This is a genomic window from Metapseudomonas otitidis (assembly GCF_011397855.1).
Taxonomy (GTDB): Bacteria; Pseudomonadota; Gammaproteobacteria; order Pseudomonadales; family Pseudomonadaceae; genus Metapseudomonas; species Metapseudomonas otitidis.
The window spans coordinates 1,043,090-1,067,140 of sequence record NZ_AP022642.1; the positions used below are offsets into that span (position 1 = coordinate 1,043,090).

Here is a 24,051-nt window from a genome sequence, read left to right on the forward strand (position 1 = left end):
GGGTCAGTCCATCAGGTAGCGGATCTTGTGGGTGAGGCGCGGGATGGCCTCTTCGGTGAACAGCACCAGCAGGTCGAAGTGGATGTCGTGGCCCTCCAGGCTGTAGCTGATCTCCACCGCCAGGGTCTTCTTCCAGCGGCTGCGGTTGAGCTGGATCAGCCGCTCGATGGAGGCGTGCTGGCCCAGCAGCTGCGGGTGGCCCTGGGAGAAGCGCACGTCGATCTGCTCGGCGATGCCCGCCAGGCAGGCGCCGATGAGGATGCTGGCGAGGTCCAGCAGCATCTCCGAGGTCTCGTTGTCGTCGGCCGGCTGCCAGCGCAGCAGGCGCGCCATGTCGGCGATCTCCGAGTCGTGGAACAGCAGTAGCGCCTCGCCGGCGATGGCGTCGCCGATGAAGCCCTGGCACACCGCGCTCAGCCGCTCGCCGCGCTGGGCGTCGGCCAGGGTCATGTGCAGTTCGCTGACCTCGAAGATGTTCACGTTGGGCACCGGCAACTGCACGAACACCCCGAGCACCTTGGCCAGCAGCGCGGCGGCGCGACCCATGGCGACGTTGGTCACCTCGCGCAGGGCGTCGCGGAAGTTGACCTTCAGCGACAGTTCCTCGCGGGGCGGCAGGTCCACCGGCGGGGCGTCGTCGGCCGGGGGGCGCATCAGCCCCAGGCGCAACAGGGTGGCGCGCAGTTCGTCGGGGTCGGCGGGCTTCTTGATGAAGGCCAGCGCGCCGAGTTCCATCACCCGCCGCTGGGCTTCGTCCTGGATGTCGCCGGACACCACCACCACGCGGGCCTTGAGGCCCTCGGCGCGGAGCTGGGCGAGTACCTGGTAGCCGTCCATCACCGGCATCGTCAGGTCGAGCAGCACCACCAGGCCGAGGCCCTGGCGGATCGCGGCCATGGCTTCTTCCCCGTGGTTGGCCTGGGTGATGGACACCGGCCATTCCGGGGGCAGCGCGCGGATCAATTGCTTGCGCGCCATCATCGAGTCGTCGCAGACGAGAAGGGGGATCACTGAGCGGTTCCGCCGTGGACTGCTGGGAGGTGAAAGCAAGCATAGACGCTGTGAGGAGCGCCCCGGAAGCCGTCTTGCACCTTCTCTGTGGGGTGTTCTTCAGCGCGCGTCGAGGGGGCGCACCATGAAGCGGTGGGCAGCGATGCCGGGCACGCCGGACGGGCGCTCCAGCATCACCCGAAAGCCCAGGCGTTCGTACAGCGCCTGAGCGCGGGGATTGGCGGCGGAAACATCCAGCGCCGCGCGGTGGTAGCCCTCCAGGCGGCCCAGGTGCAGCAGGTGGTCGATCAGCTGGCGGCCGATGCCCTGGCCGGTGAGGTCGTCGGCCACGCCCAGGTGGGCGAGGTAGCAGGCGTCGCGCGGTGGCGGCTGGATCACCTGCTCCAGCTGCAGGCCCCGGCGGATCACCGCCGGGGCGCCGAGGTGGTAGAAGCCGAGGATCTGGCCCAGCGCCGCCAGGCTGTTTGCGAGGTTGCGGGCGCCGCTGAAGGCCGCGCCGGTGGCGACGATGCGCCCGTCCAGCTCGCCGACCCAGTGCAGGTCATGGCCGAACTCGCCGGCCGGGCGGGCCAGCGTCCAGCGCAGGAAGTCGAGCGCGTGGCGCTTGCCGTGGCTGAAGGCGTAGTCGAAGGCGGCCGGGCCCGAGCGGTAGACCAGCGGGGCGATGGCGGGGGCATCAGCGGCGACGGCGGGGCGGAAGGTCAACGGCATGGTGACTTCGACTGCGCGGGGGAGAGGCGAAATCTAGCACGATGGTTCCGTTTTCCAAGTGGCCGTCACGCCGGTGCGTCGATTCCCAGCCAGTCCAGCATGCCGAGGCCGGCACGCCGGCCGCTGGCGAAGCAGGCGGTGAGCAGGTAGCCGCCGGTGGGGGCCTCCCAGTCGAGCATCTCCCCGGCGCAGAAGACCCCGGGCAGGTCCTTCAGCATCAGGCCCTCGGTCAGCGCCTCGAACGGCACGCCGCCGGCGGAGCTGATGGCTTCGTCCAGCGGGCGCGGGCGCACCAGGGTGAGGGGCAGGCGCTTGATCACGGCGGCCAGGTGCGCCGGGTCCTCGAAATCCGCCTGGCTGGACAGTTCCCGCAGCAGGCCGGCACGGGCGCCGTCCAGGCCCAGTTGGCTGTGCAGGTGCTTGGCCATGGAGCGTGAACCCCGGGGGCGAGCGAGGGCGGCGCGGACTTTTTCCACAGGCTGGTTGGGCAGCAGGTCGAGGTACACCGTGGCCTGGCCATCCCGGTTGATACGCTCGCGGATCGCGGCAGACAGGGCATAGACCAGGCTGCCCTCGACGCCCTGCTCGGTGAGCACGAATTCGCCCTGGCGCGGCGGCGTGTCGTCCAGGGCCATGGCCACCGGCTTGATCGGCGCGCCGGCGAACTTCTCCTTCAGCAGCGCGCTCCAGCCCGCCACCTCGAAACCACAATTGCTCGGCTGTAGGCGCTGCACCGGCACGCCACGGGCTTCCAGCAGCGGCACCCAGGCCCCGTCCGAACCCAGCCGTGCCCAGCTGCCGCCGCCCAGGGCCAGCAGGCAGGCGCTGGCCTCGACGTGGACTTCCCCGTCCGGCGTGGCCAGGCGCAGCGCACCGCCCTCGGCCCAGCCGAGCCAGCGGTGCCGCGTGTGGACCTGCACCCCCAGCTCGCGCAGGCGCTTGAGCCAGGCCCGCAGCAGTGGCGCGGCCTTCATGTCCGTGGGAAACACCCGCCCGGACGTCCCGACGAAAGTGTCGATCCCCAGGCTATGGATCCACCCCCGCAACGCCTCGGCATCGAACCCCTCCAGCAGGGCGGCCACTTCGTCCCGCCGCTCGCGATAACGCCCCAGGAAGGGGGCCAGCGGCTCGGAGTGGGTGATGTTCATACCGCCAACACCGGCCAACAGGAACTTGCGCCCCACCGACGGCATGGCGTCGTAGAGATCGACACGTACACCGGCACGGGCCAGGACTTCAGCGGCCATCAGGCCGGCAGGGCCGCCGCCGACAACGGCGACGCAGGGGAGGGGCTGGGTCATGAAAGGCAGGGGCTGATTGGAGTGGCGCGCATTCTAGCAGGGTGATGGTTGGGGCGGTGGTGAGGGATGTCAGAGGCTATTTAATAGCTTGTGAAAACTCTGGTTGTAGGCAGTAGAGTGTCATCTTTTGTGCTTGGAGTAGCGTGTTTCTATGGATGGTTCAGATGGCGATCTATATAAGTTTTGACGTCCTCTGCTGTTTTTAATTTGAAGTGTACTGGTTTTCCCTCCTGATATCCTTCCATTCCACTTGTGTCGGGATTTCGATTTATTAAGTAATTGCCTATGAGGCCATGTTTTCCATTTTCATAAGCGTAGACTTGATAGCCTTTGCCATAGGTTCCGAGTCCGCGACTGTTTATGTTCCAAGAAATAATAGCTATAACGTTGATTTTGTGGCCTATTTTATAAAAGAATAGTGATTCAATGATCGGCGGGCCTCCTGCATAATCATATTTGTCGATAACTATTTCTTTTTCACACTGTCCATTGTTTTTTATCGAGGCGATCATGTAAATGGGGTAGTGTTTTTCTTGTGATTCGGAGAAATAAATTTCAGAATTTCTAATTAATTGATTCTTGAAAGGGCCATGCACAATGCTATCGCTGTAATGGCATGGAGTTGTTTCCGATAAAGCGCTCGATGAAAAAATGAACGGAATTGTTGCTATAAAAATCCGGCGCATCTATTTCTCCTTGCTAAAATAAAGAAAGATTATCTTGATAAGAAATTCAGAGTGCCTCAGTTCTCTATGAGGTGTTCTTTTTTGCATGTTTTTTACTGGTTTTACTATGGTTTCGTAAAAGCCTCTAATTATTGAAAAGATTCTTTATGTCTTGACAGTTGATCCATCCCTGAATAAGTCCGTGTCTTGGGTTTTTGTACCCAGCTAAGCACCATCCGGATGTTTGATCACTTAATTCAATTAGGTCGCCTTCGACTAAGTATTTGTTTGTGCTTTTGCTCTCTAGGGGTTCTGCGTGTAAGTGGGTTTTTTGAAGTATTTCTTTTTTGATGGTTTTTCCAGAAACTAAATCGAAATAATCTCTGGTGGTGATTATTTTTTTTATTGTCGCGATGTCTTTATAGGGGAAGTGGTAGGTTGTTGTGTTTTCTTTTTCGTCATATATATCCCCGCCTGCACCGAAAAAATTTGTTTGAGCATTTTCCAGGTTAAATTCTAGGTTGTGTTTTCTGTATGCGCGAACGTTATAGTAGTCACTTGAATAGTTCACTCCTGTCGCTGTGTTGCTTATTTCTGTGGCTTGAATGATAAATAAAAGTTCCCCGTTCTTGCTGGGGTTGTTTATAAAAGTAGCCCCGGCGATTCGTCCAGGGTTTGCTAGATAGTGCAGTCGGTCGAACTCTATAAGTTTTTTTGTGATGCAGTTATAAGTGGATAGGGTGATTTGATAGTTTTCTTCAGAAGGTCCTTCTTCTGGTAGCTGCGCTTTGCCAAAGACAACATATAAGGACTCGGATATTTTTATGGGATTGCTTATTTTTTCATCGTTTACTAGGTTGCACTGTGCTTTACATGTGGTAGAGAAAAATAGCACTGCTATTAAAAGTGATTTGGAAATGCTCATTCGCAGGTGGCTCCAAATAGCTCTGAAAATGTAATCGAGATTTCATTCATGAATTGTCTCAATCCGCGAAGTAGGGCTTTAGTGCTGGTTCACTGGAGTGCCGTTGATTGAGATATAACACGATACACATAGATCACTCAGAAAGCCGGCGTAGAGATTACTCATTCGATCCGGGAGTCCTTGGCAGCGCGCCGGATGAACGCACCTGAAAAATACCCGCGTCCTGCAAATACTTATAACCACTATCTAATATGACTAAAGGTCACTTGGCTATTTATCTTGGTCCGCAAGATATTTTTTGATGGCACCTGCGTTCTTATAAGTGCAGTGGGTTGCTTTTTTTGTCTCTAGATAGATGCCCTCATAGCAGCTTTGGAGTTTTGGGTCCTGAGGGTCGCCAGGAAAGAAAATGAGTGACAATGTGTCTCCCTCCGAAATGATAGGTATCGCTAATGTTGAATATAAAACGCCATTAAAATGATTGCTTGAAATGGGGCTTCTAGTTAGAACGTACATTGTTTTCCCAACTCTGCTGGGTGTCTTCCAATCGTAAAAGAATACTGAGGTAACTTCTTCGCCCTCAATCTTCCAAATGTATTTAAGGTCGGCCTTTAGGGGGTGGACTTGGACGTAAAAAATTTCGCCTGCTGCTATGTGTGCTTCTGAAATGCTGTTTTTGAAATTGCTCTTCAAAAAATATACGACCAGTTTTTTGTTGTCTTCAGATACCATTACCGGAGGGTGAAGTTCTCCTATGTAGCGTGGGTCGGATGTTTCTGCAGTTAGTGCACTTTGGGTAATGGTTAAGACGAAGCATGTAATGAGGGTTTTGCTAAATATCTTTGAATATATTTTCAATTGAAAATATCCTTTTAAAATTTTCTCTACGTTGTGTGTAGCTGTCTGTATCTCTGTTGATTATCGCGGTTATTGAGTCTACTACTGCATCAGTAGAGCCTTTGTCTGCCTCAATGAATAGGTTCTTAGAGATCCAAAAATATATACCTGATCGTACTGCGTATTTATAGTTCTCATGCAGCATGTCAGGCCTCTCCGTAAAATCTATATTTTCTCCCCAAAAAGTAGAGTGGTATCTTGTGAAGTCGGAGTAATTACTTTTGAAGGTGAGGTGCTTTAGACCTCGCCCTCGATAACGCCAGCCGTCACCAGATTCAATGTCGCCGTTACTGTATTTGTTGGCGTATGCTCTATTTGCAATTGCTATTTGATTTTGTGTGGAGACAAATTTTGTATTTCCTTCGTATCCATATGTTGTCGCTTCTGAAGGGTGGTTTCTGAAGTATCTGAATGTTTCTTTAAGGGCATTTTGAGAGTAAGTGAAGTCTTCAACTATTTTGCATTTTGCACCAATTTCTTGGCGCACTTGTGCGAAAAAATGGCTTAGCCTTAGAGTGGAGTCAAGTTTGTATTTTTCGCAATTTTCGCTTATCTGGTTTGCTATTTCATATAAAAGTTCATCTTGGTCATTGGTGTCTTTTAGTTTTTCGAAAACCATTTTTAGCATATCGATAGTTATGTTTATCTTTCTGCCTCTAATGAAGTTGCATGCCAGCGTACACGTCTGAAAATGCCAAGCCTTCCCATCGTCACTAATCCCATGCTTACCCGCCATTTCCGCCCACCAACAAAGTTCCTTGATGCGCTCCTTCTCACTTGCCCAATTGAGATTCGGATCAATACCCGGGAGATGCCCCATCAGGGGATCCAGTTCGTCCCATTTATCGGGTTTCCAGTACCACTCGCTTTCATAGTGAGTCACCAGTTGTGCGATGGATTGGGCGTGCCAGGGTTTTGCCAGGGCGGGGCTTATTTCCTGTGCGGTCAGCAGGCCCTTGGCACCGCCGGGGCGAATGATGTCGTACAGGCGCGCCTTGATCGGGCCCTGGTCTTCCTGGCTGACCAGGGCGCGGTAGTTGGCGCTTTCTTCGTTGGTCAGCCGGCGCCAGGCTTCGTAGAAGTAGGTGGCTTTGCCAACGGGACTGCCGGTTTCCCGGATGAAGTCGTAGCCCTCCCACTCCCAGGGGCTGTGGCGGGTGGTGATGAGGTCCTGCTCGGCCAGCCAGCCGCTGATGGGGTTGCCGTTGCTGTCGGCGAGCAGGTTGTCCAGCCGCCACCAACGGGTCGTTGTGGGCGTGGCACTGCCCGGTAAGGTGGTGTTCTCTTGCAGCTTGCTGTCGGCTGGGAGTCCGTCCAGCAGGCTTTGCGGGATGATCAGGTCGACGCCCACGGTCGTTCCTGCGTCGCTGATCTTCGGGGGATTGCTGGCGTTGATGTCGTCGCGGTTGGGGATGAGTTTGCTCGCGTTCTTGTGGACCTTGAGCAAGGTCTTCTGCTCATCGGGAAGGCCGGCAGCCCAGGCTTGGCTTTTGGCGATGAAGGCGGGGACCTCTTCGCAGCTGAACACTTCCAGGTGCAGCAGCCGTTGTGGACTGCGGTCGTTTTCGTTCTGGTAGTGGCCCAGGTGCCCAATCAGTTCGCCAGCCTTGATCGGGTGGGGCGTCGGCAGGACGTACACCTTGTCCAGCTTGGGCGCCGAGCGCGTGCTTTCAAGCGAGCCGAGATGCACGAAGCCCTGGATGTTCCCTGCGCTGTCGGGCGAGAGGGGGGCTATGTCCTTGCCATCCACGATCTCTTTCAGCTTGCAGTAGGTTCCCGTGGAGGACTCCAGGCGGAATGTCGCACCCAGGGGCAGTACGCCGACGATGGGGTTATCGCGGCGACCGTTGCCGTTCTTGCGTACGTTGAGCCCTTTTTCCGGCGCCAAGGTGGGCTCCTGGTCGTTGGCCCGCTCGCCGACCAGGAAGATGCCGGCCTCGGCTGTCTGCTCCATCTCCCCGGGGAAGACCCACATGTTCTCCGTGATCGCCACGGCAGGCAGGGTGCGGCCCTCCACGACCGCCAGGAGCCTGTACCACCCACTGTGGATGGGGTGGGCGTCGCCGACCCTGACCTTGCTGCCTTTGGGGATCAGCGCGACGACCCGGCCGGTGCGTGGCTCGGCCCTGATGCGCAGCCCCTTTACAGGGTCCGTGGCCTTGTCCGCCTTCACCTTGTAGAGGGTTTCCCCCATGAAGGCTGGAGGGTTTGGGGCGTTTGTGCCGGTGTAGCCCTCCCAGTTCAGCAGGTGCATGTAGAGGCTGAAGAAGGTCAGGGACGGCGGCGGTTCGGGGGCTGTGCCGGCTGCTGTCGGTTTTGCCGGTGCTTCCAGGTGATGCTTGACCAGCACGAAGCTTCGGGAAAAGACCGCATTGAAGGATGCGCCAGTGGAGGTGAAGTACTGGCTTTCGGGGTGGCGCGTGTCGATCCGGTAGGCGATCACTTCGCCGTCGGCGATGCAGCACACCTGGGATTGATCGAATACCGCTTCGGTCTCGCCATCGAAGTGAACCCCACCGTGCCATTGGCCGTTCGCGCCGACCGGGTAGTAGCCGCCACTTGCCTGGGCCATTGCCGTCAGGTGCTGGATGGGATCGAGTTTCCCTGCCTTGGGCTTGAAGGGAAAACTCCAGTTCTTGACCTTCGTTGTGTCGCTCATGTCTACCAGTCCTTGAGTCATTGCGTCCTGAGCGCTCAGCTCGAGAAGTTGAACATCCGTTTTGGCTGCTGGGGCTCTGTGGGTGTGTTCTGCAGGGCTTTCTCCAGTTCATCGCCTGCCTTGGCTCGATCCGCCTTGCCCGGCAGCACCGGCGGCTTGATGCCGATACCCGAGCCCTTGCCCGGCGCCCCGCCGGCGTTGAGCTTGGCCAGCGGGCCGCTGACGGTGATGCCACCGGGGTCGAGCTTGATGAAGCTGCCGCCGGCCTGGAGGGTCAGTTCCATGCCGGCTTCGATCACCAGCTTCTGCCCGGCCTTGAGGTGGATTTCCTGCCCGGCTTCCACGAGCCGGTTGCTGCCGATGCGGATGTGCTGCTCGTTGCCCACGGTGAGGTGGTCATCCAGCTTCAGTTCCGTCTTGCGGTCCTTGTGCAGGGTGTGGTGCTGCTCGCCGAGGAATTCGCTGTAGACGCTGCCTTCCACCCGGTCGTGGCGTTGGTTCCCGACGCGGATCTTCTGGTCGTGTTCGATGTTTTCGTCCCAGTCGCGCTGGGCGTGGACGTAGATCTGTTCCTGGCCCTTGCGGTCTTCGATGCGCAGTTCGTTGTAGCCCCCGCCGCCGGGGCTGCTGTCGGTCTTGAGCAGGGTGCGGGTCTTGTTCGCGGGCAGTTCGTAGGGCGGTTGGTGGACGCCGTGGTAGAGGCAGCCGGTGACCAAAGGTTGGTCGGGGTCGCCTTCAAGGAAGGTGACGAGGACTTCCATGCCGATGCGGGGGATGGCGATGGCGCCGTAGGCGTTGCCGGCCCAGCTGCTGGCAACCCGCAGCCAGCAGCTGGTGTGTTCGTCGGCTTGGCCTTCACGGTCCCAGTGGAACTGGACCTTGATGCGGCCGTGGCGGTCGCAGTGGATTTCTTCGCCTTTTGGGCCGGTGACGACGGCGGTCTGGCTGCCGAGGATGCGCGGTTTGGGGTGGTTGAGGTCGGGCCGGGCGGGAACGTCCCAGGGGATGGCCTGGAAGCGGTTGCGGTAGCCCTGTTTGAAGTCGCTGTCTGGCGAGGCGGGTTCGCTGGCGGTGGGCAGTGGGACGCCGAGGGCTTTTTGTGCGGCGCCGAGCAGGGCTCCCTTGGCGTTTTTAACAACGCCGTCGATGGAGGCGAATTCTTCCAGCACCTGGGGTTGCTTGCCTTCGTGATGGAGGGCGGTGATCAGCCAGAGGTCGTTCCACTCGGGCTTGGGGTAGTCGGAGAGGCTGAGCAGGTGGCCGCTGACCAGGCGCGGTTCGTCGCTGTCGCCGTCGGCGAGGCGGTAGTCGCGGCGGTGGCGTTCCTGGGCCTGGCGGGCGAGGCGGCGGCCTCGGTCGCGGTCGGTGAAGCGGCCGGGGTAGTCGTAATCCTCCAAGTCGGGCTGGGGCGTGTCGTCCTGGGGCGTGTGGGCGGCTTCCATCAGCAGCCTGGGCTTCTCGAAGAAGTAGTCGCGGCGGGTGACCCGCAGGGTGCGGGCTTCCATCCGCAGGCCGAAGCGTTTGATGACGGGTTCGTCGGCGACCTGGCCGGTGTTGGCGACGTAGGCGACGGGGCGGCCGAGTTTGGGGAAGGCGCTGGCGTCTTCGCCGAAGACCAGCAGGTGGCTGTCGCTCTGGTGCTCGAAGTGGAAGTGCAGGCCCTCTTCTTCGCAGAGGCGGCTGATGAAGTGCAGGTCGCTTTCGTCGTACTGGGTGCAGTAGTCCCGGGGCGGCGGGGCCTTGGGGCCGAGGCGGAAGCGGTAGGCGTCGGCGAGGATGCCGTGGTCTTCGAGGACCTGGCCAATGATCTGCGGGACGCTCAGGTGCTGGAAGATGCGCTGGTTGTGGCGCAGGGCGAGGTAGGCCAGGCGCGGGACGAGGGTCAGGTGGTAGTGGGTGAGGCGGTTGCCGATCTCGCCGACGGCGATGCCGAAGACCTGCCCATGCACGCCGCGCCCGTCGGGGGTGAAGGCGAGGAAGGCGGGTTTGTGCAGAAGGCTTTCGAGGTCGAGGCGGCTGCGCTCGCTGACCAGTTCGATGTCGAAACGGAAGGGCTGGTTGAGGGCTTCGTGCCCGGTGAAGGCAAGGACCTTGAAGTCAGGGTTGGCGCCTTCGATGTCGAGGCTGAAGTGCGCCTGGTTGGCGGGGTTGAACATGCGGGGCTCCGTCCATTGGAACTGGGAGGACGGAGCCTGCCGGGTTGGGCAAGGGCGATTCCATCAGGCGCTTCCGATAGTCACGCGGGAAAACGAGCCAACGCGTTGTTGGCGCTCACACAGGCGCCGATCCCCACGCTGTGGGTGGCGCCTGGTGGCTTAGCGCTGTTGCAACTGAGGTTCGGCCTGGGGTTGGGCGTGTTGCTGTTCGAGGCGTGCGGCCTTGGCCCGCTGGACGTACTGCTGGTAGGCCGGGATGGCGATGGCGGCGAGGATGCCGACCAGGAAGATCATCACGAAGCCGCCGGCCAGGCCGACCAGCCAGGCACTGCCTTTGGTGTGCCCGTATTTGGCGTTCCAGGTCCGGTCACTGGTGCAGAAGAACACGAAGGCTTCGATCAACGAGATCAGGCTCGGGATGCCGGTGCCCCAGAACAGCATGTAGAACAGGCCCCACCACTGGCCGAGGTAGAAGCGATGGAAGCCCAGGCCGCCGAGGAGCAGTGCGAGGACGCCAGCGCTGATCTTGCTCTTGCCGTTCAGGTTCTGGTCGGCGTTGCAGTGTGGGCAGGTGGGTGCAGTCGAGGCGATGGCGGTACCACAGTTGCGGCAGAACACGCTTTCCACTTCGAGGTTGGCGCTGGGCGCCTGGTAGGGCTGGGCTTCCATGAGGACGTCCTTGTGTTGGGGTGGGCGACTCTAGCACTGGCCCAGAACGGCTGCTAGCACATGGCCATGGCCACCCGGACGGGTGCCCAGGACCCTATGCGAGGCCCTCGCTCCGCCACACCCGCGCGGCGCTGTGGTGCAGGATGCCGTGGCGGCGGGCGAGGGCGGCGCGGTCCTTGTCGTAGCCGCCGCCGATCACCCCTACCACCGGGATATCGCGGCCTAGGCAGTGGCGCATCACCGCTTCGTCGCGCCGGGCCAGGCCCGCGTCGGTGAGCTGCAGGTAGCCCAGGGCGTCGTCCTTGTGCACGTCGACGCCGGCGTCGTAGATCACCAGGTCCGGCTGGTAGAGCGGCAGCAGATAGTTCAGCGCGTCGTCCACCACCTGCAGGTAGCCGTCGTCGGCCAGGCCTATGGGCAGGGGGATGTCCCAGTCGCTCTCGGCCTTGCGTGCGGGGAAGTTCTTTTCGCAGTGCAGCGAGACGGTGATGGCCTCCGGGGTGTCGGCCAGGATGCGGGCGGTGCCGTCGCCCTGGTGCACGTCGCAGTCGAAGATCAGCACCCGGCCGACACGCCCGGCCTCCAGCAGGTAGCGGCTGATCACCGCCAGGTCGTTGAAGATGCAGAAGCCCGAGGGGAAGTCGTAGTGGGCGTGGTGGGTGCCGCCGGCCAGGTGGCAAGCCAGGCCATGTTCCAGGGCCAGTTCGGCCGCCAGCAGCGAGCCGCCCACCGCGCGCACGGTGCGCCGGGCCAGGGCTTCGCTCCAGGGCAGGCCGAGGCGGCGCTGGTCCTCCCAGGCCAGCTCGCCCTGCAGGTAGCAGGCGATGTAGTCCGGGCAATGGGCCAGGGCCAGCACCTCCGGCGGGCACAGGGCCGGGCGGTGCAGGGTGGCGTCGGTGGCGATGCCGCTGGCCACCAGGTGCTGGTACAGCAGGCGGAACTTCTCCATGGGGAAGCGGTGTTCCGGCGGGAAGGGCGGGCTGTAGTCGTCGTGGTAGACCAGCGGCAGGTCCATCGGCGGGTTCTCGTGGCGGGACGCGGCCGTATGATAGGCGCCTTTGCCCCGGCCCGAGAAAGCCCATGCCCGCCCCCGAGTTGCTGACACCCCGGCTGCGCCTGCGCCCCTGGCGCGACGATGACGCCCCGGCCTTTGCCGCTCTGAACGCCGACCCGGCGGTGATGCGCCATTTCCCCGCCTGCCTGGACCGCACGGAAAGCGACGCCCTGGCCGCGCGCCTGGGCGAGCACGTCGAGGCCCATGGCTTCGGCCACTGGGTGGTGGAGCAGCGCAGCGATGGCGCCTTCGCCGGCATGCTGGCGTTGCTGCACGTGGGCTTCGAGGCGCCCTTCACCCCGGCGGTGGAGATCGGCTGGCGCCTGCTGCCGCGCTTCTGGGGCCAGGGGCTGGCCGGCGAGGCCGCAGGCGCGGTGCTGGACTTCGCCTTCGCCACCCTGGGGCTGGAGGAGGTGGTGGCCTTCACCGTGGCGGCCAACCAGCCGTCCTGGACGCTCATGCAGCGGCTGGGCATGTGCCGCGACGAGGCGGGGGACTTCGAGCACCCGCGCCTGCCGGAGGGTCACCCCCTGAGGCGCCACGTGCTGTACCGCATCAGCCAGGCGGACTGGGCGGCGCGACGCTGAGGGCGGGCGTGCCGCCGGCCGCCTCTTTGGGCGTTGCGCGGGGCACCCGCTGAAATGGCGTGAACATCCCTGATGTTTTCCCTCAACCCGGAGCGGCCGAACCTTTATCATTTGCCCCCGGCCGCGCTGCTCGGCCTACCCCGAACGATGAAGACCGCCGCACGGCCGATGCGGCGGCGTGCCTTGCTGAGGAGAACCCCCATGACCCAGGTGCTCGACGAACTGGTCGCCCTGCTGAGCCTCGAATCCATCGAGGAGAACCTGTTCCGTGGCGTCAGCCAGGACCTCGGCTTCCGCCAGCTGTTCGGCGGCCAGGTGCTGGGCCAGTCGCTGTCGGCGGCGAGCCAGACGGTGGAGCCGGAGCGCCATGTGCATTCGCTGCATGGCTACTTCCTGCGCCCCGGCGATGCCAGCCTGCCGGTGGTCTACTCGGTGGAGCGGGTGCGCGACGGCGGCAGTTTCAGCACCCGCCGGGTCACGGCGATCCAGAAGGGCCAGCAGATCTTCACCTGCAGCGCGTCCTTCCAGCAGGACGAGGGCGGCTTCGAGCACCAGATCACCATGCCCGACGTACCGGGCCCGGAGAACCTGCCGAGCGAGCTGGAGCTGACCAAGCGCAATGCGCACCTGCTGTCCGAGCGGGTGCGTGACAAGTTCCTCTGCGCCAAGCCCATCGAGATCCGCCCGGTCAGCGCCAACAACCCCTACGACCCCAAGCCCGGCGAGCCGGTCAAGCACGTCTGGTTCCGCGCCGATGGCTCGCTGCCGGACATCGCCGCGCTGCACAAGTACATCCTCGCCTACGCCTCGGACTTCGGCCTGCTGACCACCGCCATGCTGCCCCACGGGGTTTCGGTGTGGCAGAAGTTCATGCAGGTGGCCAGCCTCGACCACGCGCTGTGGTTCCACCGCGACCTGCGTGCCGATGACTGGCTGCTCTACGCCATGGACAGCCCCTGGTCCGGCAATTCCCGCGGGTTCTCCCGTGGCAGCATCTTCAACCGCGCCGGGCAGCTGGTGGCCTCGGTGGCCCAGGAAGGCCTGACCCGTCTGCGCGAGGACTGGAAGTGAACGCCCGCCAGGCGCGGCCGCTGGCCAGCTACCGGCACTGGGTGTTCGACATGGACGGCACCCTGACGGTGGCCGTGCATGACTTCGCCGCCATCCGCCGGGCGCTGGACATCCCCCCGGAGGACGACATCCTCCATCACCTGGCTGCCCTGCCGGAGGCCGAGTCCCGCGCCAAGCACGCCTGGCTGCTGGAGCACGAGCGCGAACTGGCCCTGGCCTCGCGCCCGGCCACCGGCGCGGTCCCGCTGGTGCGGGCCCTGCACGAGCAGGGCGTGCGCCTCGGCATCCTCACCCGCAATGCCCGCGAGCTGGCGCTGCTGACCCTGCAGGCCATCGGCCTGGATGACTGCTTCGCCCACGCCGACATCCTCGGCCGCGACGAGGCGCCGCCCAAGCCCCACCCGGGCGGGTTGCTGCACCTGGCCGAGCAGTGGACGGTGGCACCGGAGGAACTGGTGATGGTGGGGGACTACCGCTTCGACCTGGACTGCGGCCGCGCGGCCGGTGCCGCCACGGTGCTGGTCAACCTGCCGGAGAACCCCTGGCCGGAACTGGCCGACTGGCACCTGCCCGATTGCGTGGCGATGCTCGACCTGTTGCGGGCCGAGGCGCTTCCCGCGCGCTGATCAGGCCCTAGAGGCGCTGTGCCGCGAAGGTGTCGCAGCGCTTCACCTGGCCGCTCTCGAAGCCGGCCGTGAACCAGCGCACCCGCTGCTCCGAAGTGCCGTGGGTGAAGGCATCGGGGCGGACCTGGCCCCGCGCCTGGCGTTGCAGGCGGTCGTCGCCGATGGCGCTGGCGGCGTTGAGGGCTTCCTCGACATCACCCGGTTCCAGCCATTGCAGGCGCTTCTGCGCGTGGTGCGCCCAGACTCCGGCAAGGCAGTCGGCCTGCAGTTCCTGGCGTACCAGCAGGCCGTTCGCGCCCTCCAGCCGTGCGCCCCGGCGGCGCGCCTCGTCGAGGCGGGCGGTCATGCCCAGCACGGTCTGCACGTGGTGCCCCACCTCGTGGGCGATGACGTAGGCCTGGGCGAAGTCGCCGGCGGCGGAGAAGCGCTGGCTCATCTCGCGGAAGAAATCCAGGTCCAGGTACACCTGGCGATCACCGGGGCAATAGAACGGACCCACCGCCGAACTGGCGTGGCCGCAGGCGGACTCCACCGCGCCGCTGAACAGCACCAGGCGCGGCTCCGGGTAGCTGCGCCCGGCCTGCTGGAAGAGCGCCTGCCAGGTGTCCTCGGTGTCGCCGAGCACGGCGCGGACGAATTCCACCTCCTGCTCGTCGCCCACCGGTGCACCGCTGTGGGGCGGCGCGGTGGCCACCGAGGCCTGGCGCGCCACCTGGTCGAGGATGGTCAGCGGGTCTTCCCCCAGCAGCAGGCCGACCACCACCACCAGGGCCAGCCCGCCGAGGCCCAGGCCCTTGCCGGGCAGGCCACTGCGGCGGGCGTCCACCAGGTTGTCGCTGCGTCTTGCGCGCTGCCAACGCATCGTTGCCTCCGCTGCCGTCAAACAGCCAAGTCTTGTCGCCCGGCGCCGTGAACGCCAGGTCGGTCGTCAGGCCAGCGTTTCGGGAGCCGGCAGCAGGGTGGCGCGGGCCAGCAGGTGCACGCCGCCGCCGACATGCACGTGGCCGTCGGCCTCGACGCGAACCTCCAGACGGCTGGGGCGCTGCAGGAAGCGCCCCTGGGCGAGGGCGAAGGGCTCGCCCCGAGGCGCCAGGCCGCGCTCCACCAGCCAGGCGGCGACCGGGCCGGCGGCGCTGCCGGTGGCGATGTCTTCCACCAGGCCGGCCGGGTCCCAGGTGCGGCCCTCGCGGGCGTCCACGTCGATGAGGAACACGAACGCAGCGCCGATGGCCGCCAGGTCGTCGTCCAGCAGGCGCTGCTGGCGGGCGTTGGCGAGGCCGGCGGCGGTCACCGGCAGCAGCAGATAGGGCAGGCCGGTGCTGACCACCCGGGGCGGATGGCGGCGATCCCACTGGCTGCTGAAGGCAGCGGCGAAGGCGTCGGCGGCCGTGGCGTCCAGTTCCTGGCCGAACCGGGCCGGGCCCTGGTCCATCTCCGCGTGGTAGCCGCCGCCGGCCTGGCGGCGGGTCGTCAGTGGCACGTCGCGTTCGCCCAGGCGCAGGCGCCAGGTGGCGCTGTTGGTGCGGGCATGCAGGTGGTGGAGCAGGGCGGCGGCGCCGAGGAGCGGGTGGCCGGCGAAGGGCAGCTCTTCTTCCAGGGTGAAGATGCGCGCGGAGAACAGGTCGGCCTCGGCACCGGGCGCGAGGAAGATCGACTCGAACTGCCGCAGCTCCCGGGTCAGTGCCTGCATCGCCTCGCCGGAAAGCCCCCTCGCGTCGGCGAACACCGCCAGTCCGTTGCCGGCCAGCACCCGTTCGGCGAATACATCGACCTGCCAGTACTCCATTTTTCCTGCTCCTGAAATGCAGGCGGCCGCCCCAAGTACACCTCTAGGAGCGGCCGCCATTGTGGATAAGTGGCGATCAGTGTGCCGGATATTCCGCCAGCACGCTCTCGCGCCCCTGGCTGTCGAGGCCGACCACCTGGTAGGCGTCCTGGCGGTCGCCCATCTCCATGCCCGGGGAGCCGATGGGCATGCCGGGCACGGCAGCGCCGATCAGGTCGGCGCGCTCGCGCAGGCGCAGCACGTCGCGGGCGGGCACATGGCCCTCGACGAACTTGCCGTCGATCACACCGGTGTGGCACGAGCCCAGGCGGTGGGGCACGCCGAGGCGCTCCTTGACCGCGGCCATGTCGTTTTCCACGTGGTCGTTGACCAGCAGGCCGTTGTCCCGCAGGTGGCTGATCCAGGACTTGCAGCAGCCGCAGTTGGGGTCGCGGTAGACGTCCAGGGTGACCGGGTCGGCGGCCTGGGCGAACAGCGGGGCAACGAGCAGGGGGAGCAGGTAGAGGCGCATGGGAGTTCTCCTGGCGGAAATCGGCGGAGCTTAGCGCCATGCGGGCCGTGGCGCGCGCCAAGGCTGTTACCGGATGTGCCGTTCAGCCCACGCGCCGGAGGGGGAAGTCCTGCAGCAGCAGGGCGATGGCCTGGTCCAGGTCGGTCTGCGCCAGGTTGTCCAGGGGCTGGCCTGCGCGGGCCTCGTAGAGCAGCCGCTCGTCGAAGCCGTCGAACACCCGCAGGCTGAAGCCGTCACCCTCCTGCGGCCCCGGCAGGCCGTAGCACAGCGCCAGGTCGCCTTCCTGCTCGCGGTAGCGGTAGCCCTTGGCGTCCATGGCCTTGTGCACGGCGTTGTCCAGGCGCTGGCCGAAGGCGGCCTGTTCCGGGGCCAGGCTGCCGCGCACGCTGAAGGTTGCCGGGGCTGCCGCCGGGGGCGTGTCGCCACCGCCTTCTGCCGTGGGGGCGAGGCTGGCCCCGAGCAGCATGGCGAGCAACGGCAGGCTCTGGCGCGGGGGCAGCATGGGTGTCTCCTCGGGTGGCTGGACTGTCCGCAGCCTAGTCCCGGCCCGTCTGGCCCGGCACCGTCCGATGGGTTGGCCGAACGATTCGGCGGGGGCCGGGTCTGTTGCTCATTCCGTTACCGCAAGAGGACAAGGCGATGCGGCTGGCCCGCGTGATCCTGGTGATCCAGGTGCTGGTATTCGCCGGCTTCGGGCTGGCGTACTGGTTCCGTCCCTACGAGATGGCCAACCTCAACGGCATGCTGCTGATGGAGACGGCCTCGGTGAGCAACGTGCGCGTCTACTACGGCGGCCTGCAGATCGGCCTGGCGCTGTTCCTGCTGTGGGCATTGCGCGAACGCGAGCGGGTGCGCGCCGCATTGGTGCTGCTGGTGTTGATGCAGGGCTGCCTGGCCCTGGCGCGCCTGGGGGCGTTGTGGCTGGACGATGCGGCGCTGCCTGCGTTCGATTTCAACGGCCTGGCCTACAAGCTCGCCAGCGCCCTGCTGGCGGCGTTCGCCCTGTCGCGCCTCGCCCGGCCACCGCTGGCGGACTTGCCGACGAACGGCGATCTGGACGACGACCCAGTGCCGCCGCCGCGCCGGGGCGAAGGCCGCGACACACCGGCGCAGGGGCTCCCGGAAATAGCGCCCGGCGCGCCTGGAGAGCGCTGAACAGAGCCTCCGAGGCGGCTTTTCCGGTTCGCCGGGCAGGTCACGGAAAAGTGCCTATCCTTTGGCTTACACGCCGATGAGTGAGGTGCTCCCATGGATATAGAAACGCTGTTCGCCCAGCTCCACACCCTGCCCAGCATCCCCAAGGTGGCGCAGGACCTGATCCAGCAATTCGACAACCCCACGTCCAGCCTCGACGCCGTGGCGCGCAACATCCAGCTGGACCCGGTGATCGCCGCCAAGGTGCTGCGCCTGGCCAACTCCGCCCGGTTTCGCGGCGCCCGCGAGTCCACCAGCGTCGAGGACGCGGCCATGCGCCTGGGCTTCAACACCCTGCGCACCCTGGTCATGGCCTCGGCCGTCACCGGCGCGTTCAAGGCACCCACCAGCTTCGACCTCAAGGGCTTCTGGCTGCACAGCTTCCAGGTGGCCAGCATCAGCCGCCTGCTGGCCAAGCAGCGCGGGCTCGACCCGGACACCGCCTTCACCTGCGGGATGATGCATGACATCGGCGAACTGCTGATCCAGACCGGTGCGCCGGAATTCGCCGAGCGCTTCAACAGCGGCAAGGGCGGCGCTACCGGGCGGGCTGCCAACGAGACGCTGCAACTGGGCTTCGGCTACCCCGAGGTCGGTGCCGAGCTGGCGCGCCGCTGGCAACTGCCGGTGGTGATCCAGCAGGCCATCGCCTACCAGGCCCGCCCCATGCAGGCCCCGGCGGAGGCCCAGCTGTCGCGCGTGCTGGCCCAGGCGGTGCTGGTCAGCGAAGCCCTGCAGGCCCATGGCGGAGCTACTGACGAAGCGCGCGCATCGCTGGACGGACCGTTGATGGAGGGGGTGGACCTGGTGGCGCTGTTCAATGCGCTGCCGGCCGTGCTGGAGGCGGACAAGGCGTTCGCCGAACTGCTGGGGTGAACACACGCATGCCGGTGCTTGACGCCGTGGGGGCGGCTGGAATAGTTTCCGAACCCATGAACCCGAACACCTCGATGCCGCGCCAGCAGATTATTACCGCCATTCCGATCATGGCGGGTTAGCGATCATCGACCGGAAACCCGCCCTAGAGGCGGGTTTCTTCTTTCTGTCTCCAGGGTCCCAGCCAAGCCAGGAGACAACATGAACCCTTCCCCCCTCGTCGAGGCCGTGCAACGGGCCGACCACCTGATCAACAGCGGGCGCTTCGATGCGCTGATGGACTTCTACACCGACGACGCCGTGCTGGTGGTGCGGCCGGGGCTGGAGGTCCAGGGACGCGAGCGCATCCGCCAGGCCTTCGACGGCATTGCCGCGCACTTCCAGCACAGCCTCTGGGTGACCCAGCGCGACCTGCAGGTGATGGAGACCACGGACACGGCGCTGGTGCTGGGCCGCGCGCGCATCCAGTGGCGGGCCACCGATGGCTTCCTCTCCTTCGTCGAGCGCAAGGCCACCTACGTGTTCCGCAAGGAGCCCGACGGCGCCTGGCGCTGCGCGGTGGACAACTCCTACGGCACCGCCCTGCTGGACGGCACCGCGCCGGAGGTGACCCCATGAGCGAGGCCCTGCTCAAGCACTACGTGCAGAAGATCCTCCGCGCGCCGGTCTACGACGTCGCCATCGAGACGCCCCTGCAGCCGGCCCCGCGCCTTGCCGAGCGGCTCGGCAACCGGGTGCTGCTCAAGCGCGAGGACCTGCAGCCGGTCTACTCCTTCAAGATCCGCGGCGCCTACAACCGCCTCGTCCAGCTGGAGCCGGAGGCCCGGGCGCGCGGGGTGATCGCCGCCTCCGCCGGCAACCACGCCCAAGGCCTGGCCCTGGCGGCCCGCGAGTTGGGCATCGAGGCCACCATCGTGATGCCGCGCACCACGCCGGAGCTGAAGGTCCAGGGCGTGTTGGCCCGGGGCGGCAAGGTGGTGCTGCACGGCGATGCCTTCCCGGAGGCCCTGGCCCATGCCTGGGCGCGCGTGCAGGCCGAGGGGCTGACCTTCATCCCGCCCTACGACGACCCCGAGGTGATTGCCGGGCAGGGCACCGTGGCCATGGAGATCCTGCGCCAGCAGCCCGGCCAGCTCGACGCCATCTTCGTGCCGGTGGGCGGTGGCGGGCTGATCGCCGGCATCGCCGCCTACGTGAAGTACCTGCGGCCCGAGGTGAAGGTGATCGGCGTCGAACCGGACGATTCCAACTGCCTGCAGGCCGCTCTGGCGGCGGGCGAGCGGGTGGTGCTGGAGCAGGTGGGGCTGTTCGCCGACGGCGTGGCCGTGGCGCAGATCGGCGCGCACAACTTCGAGGTGTGCCGCGAGTACGTGGACGAGGTGATCACCGTCAGCACCGACGAGATCTGCGCGGCGATCAAGGACATCTACGACGACACCCGCTCCATCACCGAGCCCTCCGGCGCCCTGGCCGTGGCCGGGATCAAGCGCTACGTCGAGCGCGATGGCGTGACGGGGCAGGTGCTGGTGGCCATCGACTCCGGCGCCAACGTCAACTTCGACCGCCTGCGCCACGTAGCCGAGCGTGCGGAGCTGGGCGAACAGCGCGAGGCGATCATCGCCGTCACCATCCCCGAGCGGCCGGGCAGCTTCCGCGCCTTCTGCGAAGCGCTGGGCAAGCGGCAGATCACCGAATTCAGCTACCGCTACGACGACGGCGACCAGGCCCGGTTGTTCGTCGGCGTGCAGACCCACCCGCTCAACGATCCTCGCCAGGCATTGGTGGAGGGGCTGCGGCAGCAGGGCTTCCCGGTGCTGGACCTGACCGACAACGAACTGGCCAAGCTGCACATCCGCCACATGGTCGGCGGCCGCGCCGTGGGCGCGCAGGACGAGCGCCTGCTGCGCTTCGAATTCCCCGAGCGCCCCGGGGCGTTGTTCAACTTCCTCGACAAGCTGGGGGGGCGCTGGAACATCAGCCTGTTCCACTATCGCAACCACGGCGCCGCCGACGGCCGCGTGCTGGCGGGGCTGCAGGTGCCGGAGGATCAAATGCACCAACTGCCCGCCGCCCTGGACGCCATCGGCTACCCCTGGTGGGACGAAAGCGACAACCCCGCCTACCGCCTGTTCGCCCGCTGACGCTCGATCTGCACCGCAGGGTGGGCCGGGCGGCGTTCCGCTTCAGCCCACCGCGTGGAGCGGCAGCGGGCTCGCTCCCGGACGGGTGGACGTCGCTTTTTACGTTGGACGGCAAGGGCCAAGGTGCTGGCCGTGGAGCTTTTCGCGAATGAATTCGCTCCCACCAGGTCTGGCCGGCGTACTGCGCGGCGTGTGGGAGCGGTTTCAACCGCGATGGCGCTTGCAGCCGTAGCCCGGACTTCAGTCCGGGATTGCCGGGGCTTCAGCCCACCGCTTGGCGCCTTGGTCTCAGCGGCGTACCAGCAGCACGCCGGATTCCATGTGGTGGGTGTAGGGGAACTGGTCGAACAGGGCGCAGCGCTCGATGCGGTGGGTGTCGTGCAGCTGGGCGATGTTGGCGGCCAGGGTCTCCGGGTTGCAGGAGATGTAGAGGATGCGCTCGAAGCGGCGGGTCAGCTCGCAGGTGTCCGGGTCCATGCCGGCGCGGGGCGGGTCGACGAACACGGTGCCGAACGCGTAGCCCTTGAGGTCGATGCCGGCCAGGCGGCGGAAGGGCCGCACTTCATTGAGGGCCTCGGTCAGCTCCTCGGCGGAGAGGCGCACCAGGGTCACGTTGTCCACGCCGTTGTCGGCGAGGTTGGCCAGGGCGGCGTTGACCGAGGTCTTGCTGATCTCGGTGGCCAGCACCTGGCGGGCGCGGGTGGCCAGGGGCAGGGTGAAGTTGCCGTTGCCGCAGTACAGCTCCAGCAGGTCGTCCTGGCGCTCGCCCATTGCCTCGAAGGCCCAGGCCAGCATCTTCTGGCACACCTCGCCGTTGGGCTGGGTGAAGGCGCCCTCAGGCTGGCGGTAGCGGAAGGCGCGACCGGCGACGGTCAGCTCCTCTTCCACGTAGTCGCGGCCGATGACGATGCGCTTGCCCTTGGAACGGCCCACCAGGCTCACGCCCAGGTCGGCGGCGAGCGTCTCGGCCTCGGCCTTCCAGGCATCGTCCAGGGGGCGGTGGTAGCAGAGGGTGATCAACGCGTCGCCCGACAGGGTGGTGAGGAACTCCACCTGGAACAGCTTGAACGACAGCACCTGGCTTGCCTGCCAGCCGGCTTTCAGGCGCGGCATCAGCTCGTTGATGCGGCGGCTGGCGATGGGGAAGTCCTCGATCAGCACCGGGGTGAACTTGTCGCCGGCCTCGAACATCGCGTAGTGGCGGTTCTCGTTGCCGGTCTCGCGCCACAGGCGGAACTCGGCGCGCAGGCGGTAGTGCTCGCGGGGGGAGTCGAACACCGTCGGTTCCGGCGCATCGAAGGGCGCCAGCAGGGCCTTCAGGCGCTCGGTCTTCTCGGCAAGCTGGGCGGCATAGGTGGACGGGTCGAACTGCGGGCGGCTCATGGGGCATTCACTCTGGGGATCGGGGCGGGCCATCCGAGGATGGCCCGCCTGGCTCAAAGGCGTGTTCGCCTAGCGGAAGTAGTCGTTACGGTTGGCGCCATCGAAAGCAGCCCTGTTTCAGGCAACAGCGCTTGAAACAACCTCCGTGAACCGCAGGGACACAAGTCGTTGCGCCCAAGCTTTTCGGCAAGCACCTTGTCGCCGATGGTCCGGTAGCCTTTTCTCACGCGGGTTTCCGAGGGGAAGCCCTTCCTACGCTTGCTGGTGACCTCGAATCGTCACCTGTTGGTCGTGGTGTTGCATGGTGCACCTCCCGTGCGTCGTGCGGCCCGATCATGCCCGGCGGGCCGCCTCCGGGTGCTTCCTCAGTGGAAGAAGCCCATCTTGATCACGAACAGCACCGCCAGGATCACCAGCGCCGGGCTCAGCTCGTTGAAGCGGCCGGCCAGGGCCTTGATGGCGGCCCAGGCGATGAAGCCGAAGGCGATGCCGTCGGCGATGGAGTAGGTGAAGGGCATCGCCAGGGCGGTGATCAGCACCGGGGCGGCGGTGGTCAGGTCGTTCCAGTCGATCTCGGCCAGGCCCGAGGCCATCAGCACGGCGACGAAGAACAGCGCCGGGGCGGTGGCGAAGGCGGGCACGCTGCCGGCCAGCGGGGAGAGGAACAGCGCCAGCAGGAACAGGATGGCGACCACGATGGCGGTGAGGCCGGTGCGGCCACCGGCACTGACGCCGGCTGCGGACTCGATGTAGCTGGTGGTGGTGGAGGTGCCCAGCAGCGAGCCGCCCATGGCGGCGGTGGAGTCGGCGATCAGCGCGCGGCCCATCTTCGGCATGTGGCCGTCGGCACGCATCAGGCCGGCCTTCTTGGCCACGGCGATGAGGGTGCCGGAGTTGTCGAACAGGTCGACGAAGAGGAAGGCGAAGATCACGCTGACCAGGCCGATTTCCAGCGCGCCCTTGATGTCCAGCTGCAGGACGGTGGGCGCCAGGGAGGGCGGCATGGATACCAGGCCGCCGAACTTCGACACGCCCATCACGATGCCGGCCACGGTCACCGCGAGGATGCCGATCAGCACCGCGCCGGTCACCTTACGCGCCTCCAGGGCGACGATCAGGAAGAAGCCGAGCACCGCCAGCACCGGCTCGGGCTTGGCCAGGTCACCCAGGGTGAGCATGGTCACCGGGTGGGAGGCGACGATGCCGGCCTTCTGCAGGGCGATCAGCGCCAGGAACAGGCCGATGCCGGCGGCGATGGCCGAGCGCAGCTCCAGCGGGATGCTGTTGATGATCCATTCACGGATTCGGAAGATCGACAGCACGAAGAACATGCACGCCGAGATGAACACCGCGCCCAGGGCCACCTGCCAGGTGTGGCCCATGTGCAGCACCACGGTGTAGGTGAAGAAGGCGTTCAGGCCCATGCCCGGGGCGAGGGCGATGGGGTAGTTGGCGATCAGGCCCATGATGGTGGAGCCGATGGCCGCCGCCAGGCAGGTGGCGACGAACACCGCGCCCTTGTCCATGCCGGTCTCGCCGAGGATGTCGGGGTTGACGAAGAGGATGTAGGCCATCGTCAGGAAGGTGGTCAGGCCCGCGAGGACCTCGGTGCGCACGTTGGTGCCGTGCGCCTTGAGTTGGAACAGTCTCTCCAGCATGTGTGCTCCCCGTGACGTCTTCGCGTCGTGTTGGTCCGGACTGCATGCAGTCAAGCACAGCCCCTGCGGATCGGCGGACACGGCGACCGGCCTGGCCGTTCGTCGCAACCGAACCGGGCCGCCAGCCCGGAAAAAAAGGCGCGCATCATATCAGCTCGCCCGGCGCCGGA

At 64.9% G+C, this 24,051-nt stretch carries 24 protein-coding genes; 7 read left to right on the forward strand and 17 right to left on the reverse strand.

Annotated features, from left to right (window positions below; genetic code table 11):
* Positions 1 to 3 precede the first annotated feature (3 nt).
* The 10 genes from PotMrB4_RS04935 to PotMrB4_RS04980 form a co-directional block, all read right to left on the reverse strand.
* A complete protein-coding gene (locus tag PotMrB4_RS04935; RefSeq protein ID WP_044410626.1) occupies positions 4 to 1,011 on the reverse strand; it encodes a response regulator in 1,008 nt (335 codons plus the stop codon).
* 99 nt (positions 1,012 to 1,110) lie between these two features.
* Positions 1,111 to 1,722 carry a GNAT family N-acetyltransferase gene (locus tag PotMrB4_RS04940; protein ID WP_044410624.1) on the reverse strand — a complete coding sequence of 204 codons (612 nt, stop codon included), beginning with the start codon at positions 1,720 to 1,722 and terminating at the stop codon, positions 1,111 to 1,113.
* Positions 1,723 to 1,787: 65 nt separating this feature from the next.
* Entirely contained in the window at positions 1,788 to 3,023 is a 1,236-nt protein-coding gene (locus tag PotMrB4_RS04945) for a TIGR03862 family flavoprotein (RefSeq protein WP_172432668.1), read from the reverse strand.
* A gap of 149 nt (positions 3,024 to 3,172) precedes the next feature.
* Positions 3,173 to 3,709, reverse strand: a complete 537-nt coding sequence (locus tag PotMrB4_RS04950; RefSeq protein WP_172432669.1) for a hypothetical protein — start codon at positions 3,707 to 3,709, stop codon at positions 3,173 to 3,175.
* A gap of 124 nt (positions 3,710 to 3,833) precedes the next feature.
* Positions 3,834 to 4,613, reverse strand: coding sequence for a hypothetical protein (locus PotMrB4_RS04955; RefSeq protein ID WP_172432670.1), 780 nt, complete (start codon positions 4,611 to 4,613; stop codon positions 3,834 to 3,836).
* Positions 4,614 to 4,883: 270 nt separating this feature from the next.
* On the reverse strand, positions 4,884 to 5,471 hold the full coding sequence (locus tag PotMrB4_RS04960; protein WP_172432671.1) for a hypothetical protein: 588 nt from the start codon (positions 5,469 to 5,471) through the stop codon (positions 4,884 to 4,886).
* A complete protein-coding gene (locus PotMrB4_RS04965) occupies positions 5,446 to 8,169 on the reverse strand; it encodes a glycoside hydrolase family 19 protein (protein ID WP_172432672.1) in 2,724 nt (907 codons plus the stop codon). The genes PotMrB4_RS04960 and PotMrB4_RS04965 overlap by 26 nt, the downstream gene beginning before the upstream one ends.
* 35 nt (positions 8,170 to 8,204) lie before the next feature.
* Complete coding sequence (gene tssI, locus PotMrB4_RS04970) at positions 8,205 to 10,325, reverse strand: type VI secretion system Vgr family protein (protein ID WP_172432673.1); 2,121 nt, start codon at positions 10,323 to 10,325, stop codon at positions 8,205 to 8,207.
* A 159-nt stretch (positions 10,326 to 10,484) separates the two neighbouring features.
* On the reverse strand, positions 10,485 to 10,994 hold the full coding sequence (locus PotMrB4_RS28155) for a zinc-ribbon domain and TM2 domain-containing protein (protein ID WP_232060796.1): 510 nt from the start codon (positions 10,992 to 10,994) through the stop codon (positions 10,485 to 10,487).
* Between the two features lie 94 nt (positions 10,995 to 11,088).
* Positions 11,089 to 12,009: a histone deacetylase family protein gene (locus PotMrB4_RS04980; protein ID WP_172432674.1), complete on the reverse strand. Its 921-nt coding sequence runs from the start codon at positions 12,007 to 12,009 to the stop codon at positions 11,089 to 11,091.
* Between the two features lie 65 nt (positions 12,010 to 12,074).
* Here PotMrB4_RS04980 and PotMrB4_RS04985 point away from each other — a divergent pair, with 65 nt between their 5' ends.
* The 3 genes from PotMrB4_RS04985 to PotMrB4_RS04995 all read left to right on the forward strand — a co-directional run bounded on the left by PotMrB4_RS04985 (position 12,075) and on the right by PotMrB4_RS04995 (position 14,332).
* On the forward strand, positions 12,075 to 12,635 hold the full coding sequence (locus PotMrB4_RS04985) for a GNAT family N-acetyltransferase (protein WP_172432675.1): 561 nt from the start codon (positions 12,075 to 12,077) through the stop codon (positions 12,633 to 12,635).
* Positions 12,636 to 12,836: 201 nt separating this feature from the next.
* On the forward strand, positions 12,837 to 13,706 hold the full coding sequence (gene tesB, locus PotMrB4_RS04990) for an acyl-CoA thioesterase II (RefSeq protein ID WP_074973104.1): 870 nt from the start codon (positions 12,837 to 12,839) through the stop codon (positions 13,704 to 13,706).
* A gap of 50 nt (positions 13,707 to 13,756) precedes the next feature.
* On the forward strand, positions 13,757 to 14,332 hold the full coding sequence (locus PotMrB4_RS04995) for an HAD family hydrolase (protein WP_044410870.1): 576 nt from the start codon (positions 13,757 to 13,759) through the stop codon (positions 14,330 to 14,332).
* A 7-nt stretch (positions 14,333 to 14,339) separates the two neighbouring features.
* On the opposite strand, the gene ypfJ is transcribed toward PotMrB4_RS04995, so the two are convergent.
* From ypfJ to PotMrB4_RS05015, 4 genes are all read right to left on the reverse strand, one after another.
* Positions 14,340 to 15,194 carry a KPN_02809 family neutral zinc metallopeptidase gene (gene ypfJ, locus PotMrB4_RS05000; protein WP_172432676.1) on the reverse strand — a complete coding sequence of 285 codons (855 nt, stop codon included), beginning with the start codon at positions 15,192 to 15,194 and terminating at the stop codon, positions 14,340 to 14,342.
* Between the two features lie 66 nt (positions 15,195 to 15,260).
* Positions 15,261 to 16,118: a PhzF family phenazine biosynthesis protein gene (locus PotMrB4_RS05005; RefSeq protein WP_172432677.1), complete on the reverse strand. Its 858-nt coding sequence runs from the start codon at positions 16,116 to 16,118 to the stop codon at positions 15,261 to 15,263.
* Positions 16,119 to 16,194: 76 nt separating this feature from the next.
* Positions 16,195 to 16,629 carry a DUF411 domain-containing protein gene (locus PotMrB4_RS05010; RefSeq protein ID WP_172432678.1) on the reverse strand — a complete coding sequence of 145 codons (435 nt, stop codon included), beginning with the start codon at positions 16,627 to 16,629 and terminating at the stop codon, positions 16,195 to 16,197.
* An 82-nt stretch (positions 16,630 to 16,711) separates the two neighbouring features.
* On the reverse strand, positions 16,712 to 17,131 hold the full coding sequence (locus tag PotMrB4_RS05015) for a DUF4136 domain-containing protein (protein ID WP_172432679.1): 420 nt from the start codon (positions 17,129 to 17,131) through the stop codon (positions 16,712 to 16,714).
* Positions 17,132 to 17,268: 137 nt separating this feature from the next.
* Between PotMrB4_RS05015 and PotMrB4_RS05020 the strand changes: the two genes are divergently transcribed.
* The 4 genes from PotMrB4_RS05020 (at position 17,269) to ilvA (ending at position 20,840) form a co-directional block, all read left to right on the forward strand.
* Positions 17,269 to 17,784, forward strand: a complete 516-nt coding sequence (locus PotMrB4_RS05020) for a DUF4345 domain-containing protein (RefSeq protein WP_142012141.1) — start codon at positions 17,269 to 17,271, stop codon at positions 17,782 to 17,784.
* A gap of 93 nt (positions 17,785 to 17,877) precedes the next feature.
* Entirely contained in the window at positions 17,878 to 18,699 is an 822-nt protein-coding gene (locus PotMrB4_RS05025; protein WP_044410589.1) for an HDOD domain-containing protein, read from the forward strand.
* Between the two features lie 201 nt (positions 18,700 to 18,900).
* Positions 18,901 to 19,317, forward strand: coding sequence for a YybH family protein (locus PotMrB4_RS05030; protein ID WP_044410586.1), 417 nt, complete (start codon positions 18,901 to 18,903; stop codon positions 19,315 to 19,317).
* A gap of 8 nt (positions 19,318 to 19,325) precedes the next feature.
* Entirely contained in the window at positions 19,326 to 20,840 is a 1,515-nt protein-coding gene (gene ilvA, locus PotMrB4_RS05035; RefSeq protein WP_172435043.1) for a threonine ammonia-lyase, biosynthetic, read from the forward strand.
* Positions 20,841 to 21,128: 288 nt separating this feature from the next.
* On the opposite strand, the gene trmA is transcribed toward ilvA, so the two are convergent.
* The 3 genes from trmA to PotMrB4_RS05050 all read right to left on the reverse strand — a co-directional run bounded on the left by trmA (position 21,129) and on the right by PotMrB4_RS05050 (position 23,881).
* Positions 21,129 to 22,223, reverse strand: coding sequence for a tRNA (uridine(54)-C5)-methyltransferase TrmA (trmA, locus tag PotMrB4_RS05040; RefSeq protein WP_172432680.1), 1,095 nt, complete (start codon positions 22,221 to 22,223; stop codon positions 21,129 to 21,131).
* Between the two features lie 53 nt (positions 22,224 to 22,276).
* Positions 22,277 to 22,450, reverse strand: a complete 174-nt coding sequence (locus PotMrB4_RS28475) for an SEC-C metal-binding domain-containing protein (protein WP_139233700.1) — start codon at positions 22,448 to 22,450, stop codon at positions 22,277 to 22,279.
* A gap of 138 nt (positions 22,451 to 22,588) precedes the next feature.
* Entirely contained in the window at positions 22,589 to 23,881 is a 1,293-nt protein-coding gene (locus PotMrB4_RS05050; protein WP_172432681.1) for an NCS2 family permease, read from the reverse strand.
* Positions 23,882 to 24,051 lie beyond the last annotated feature (170 nt).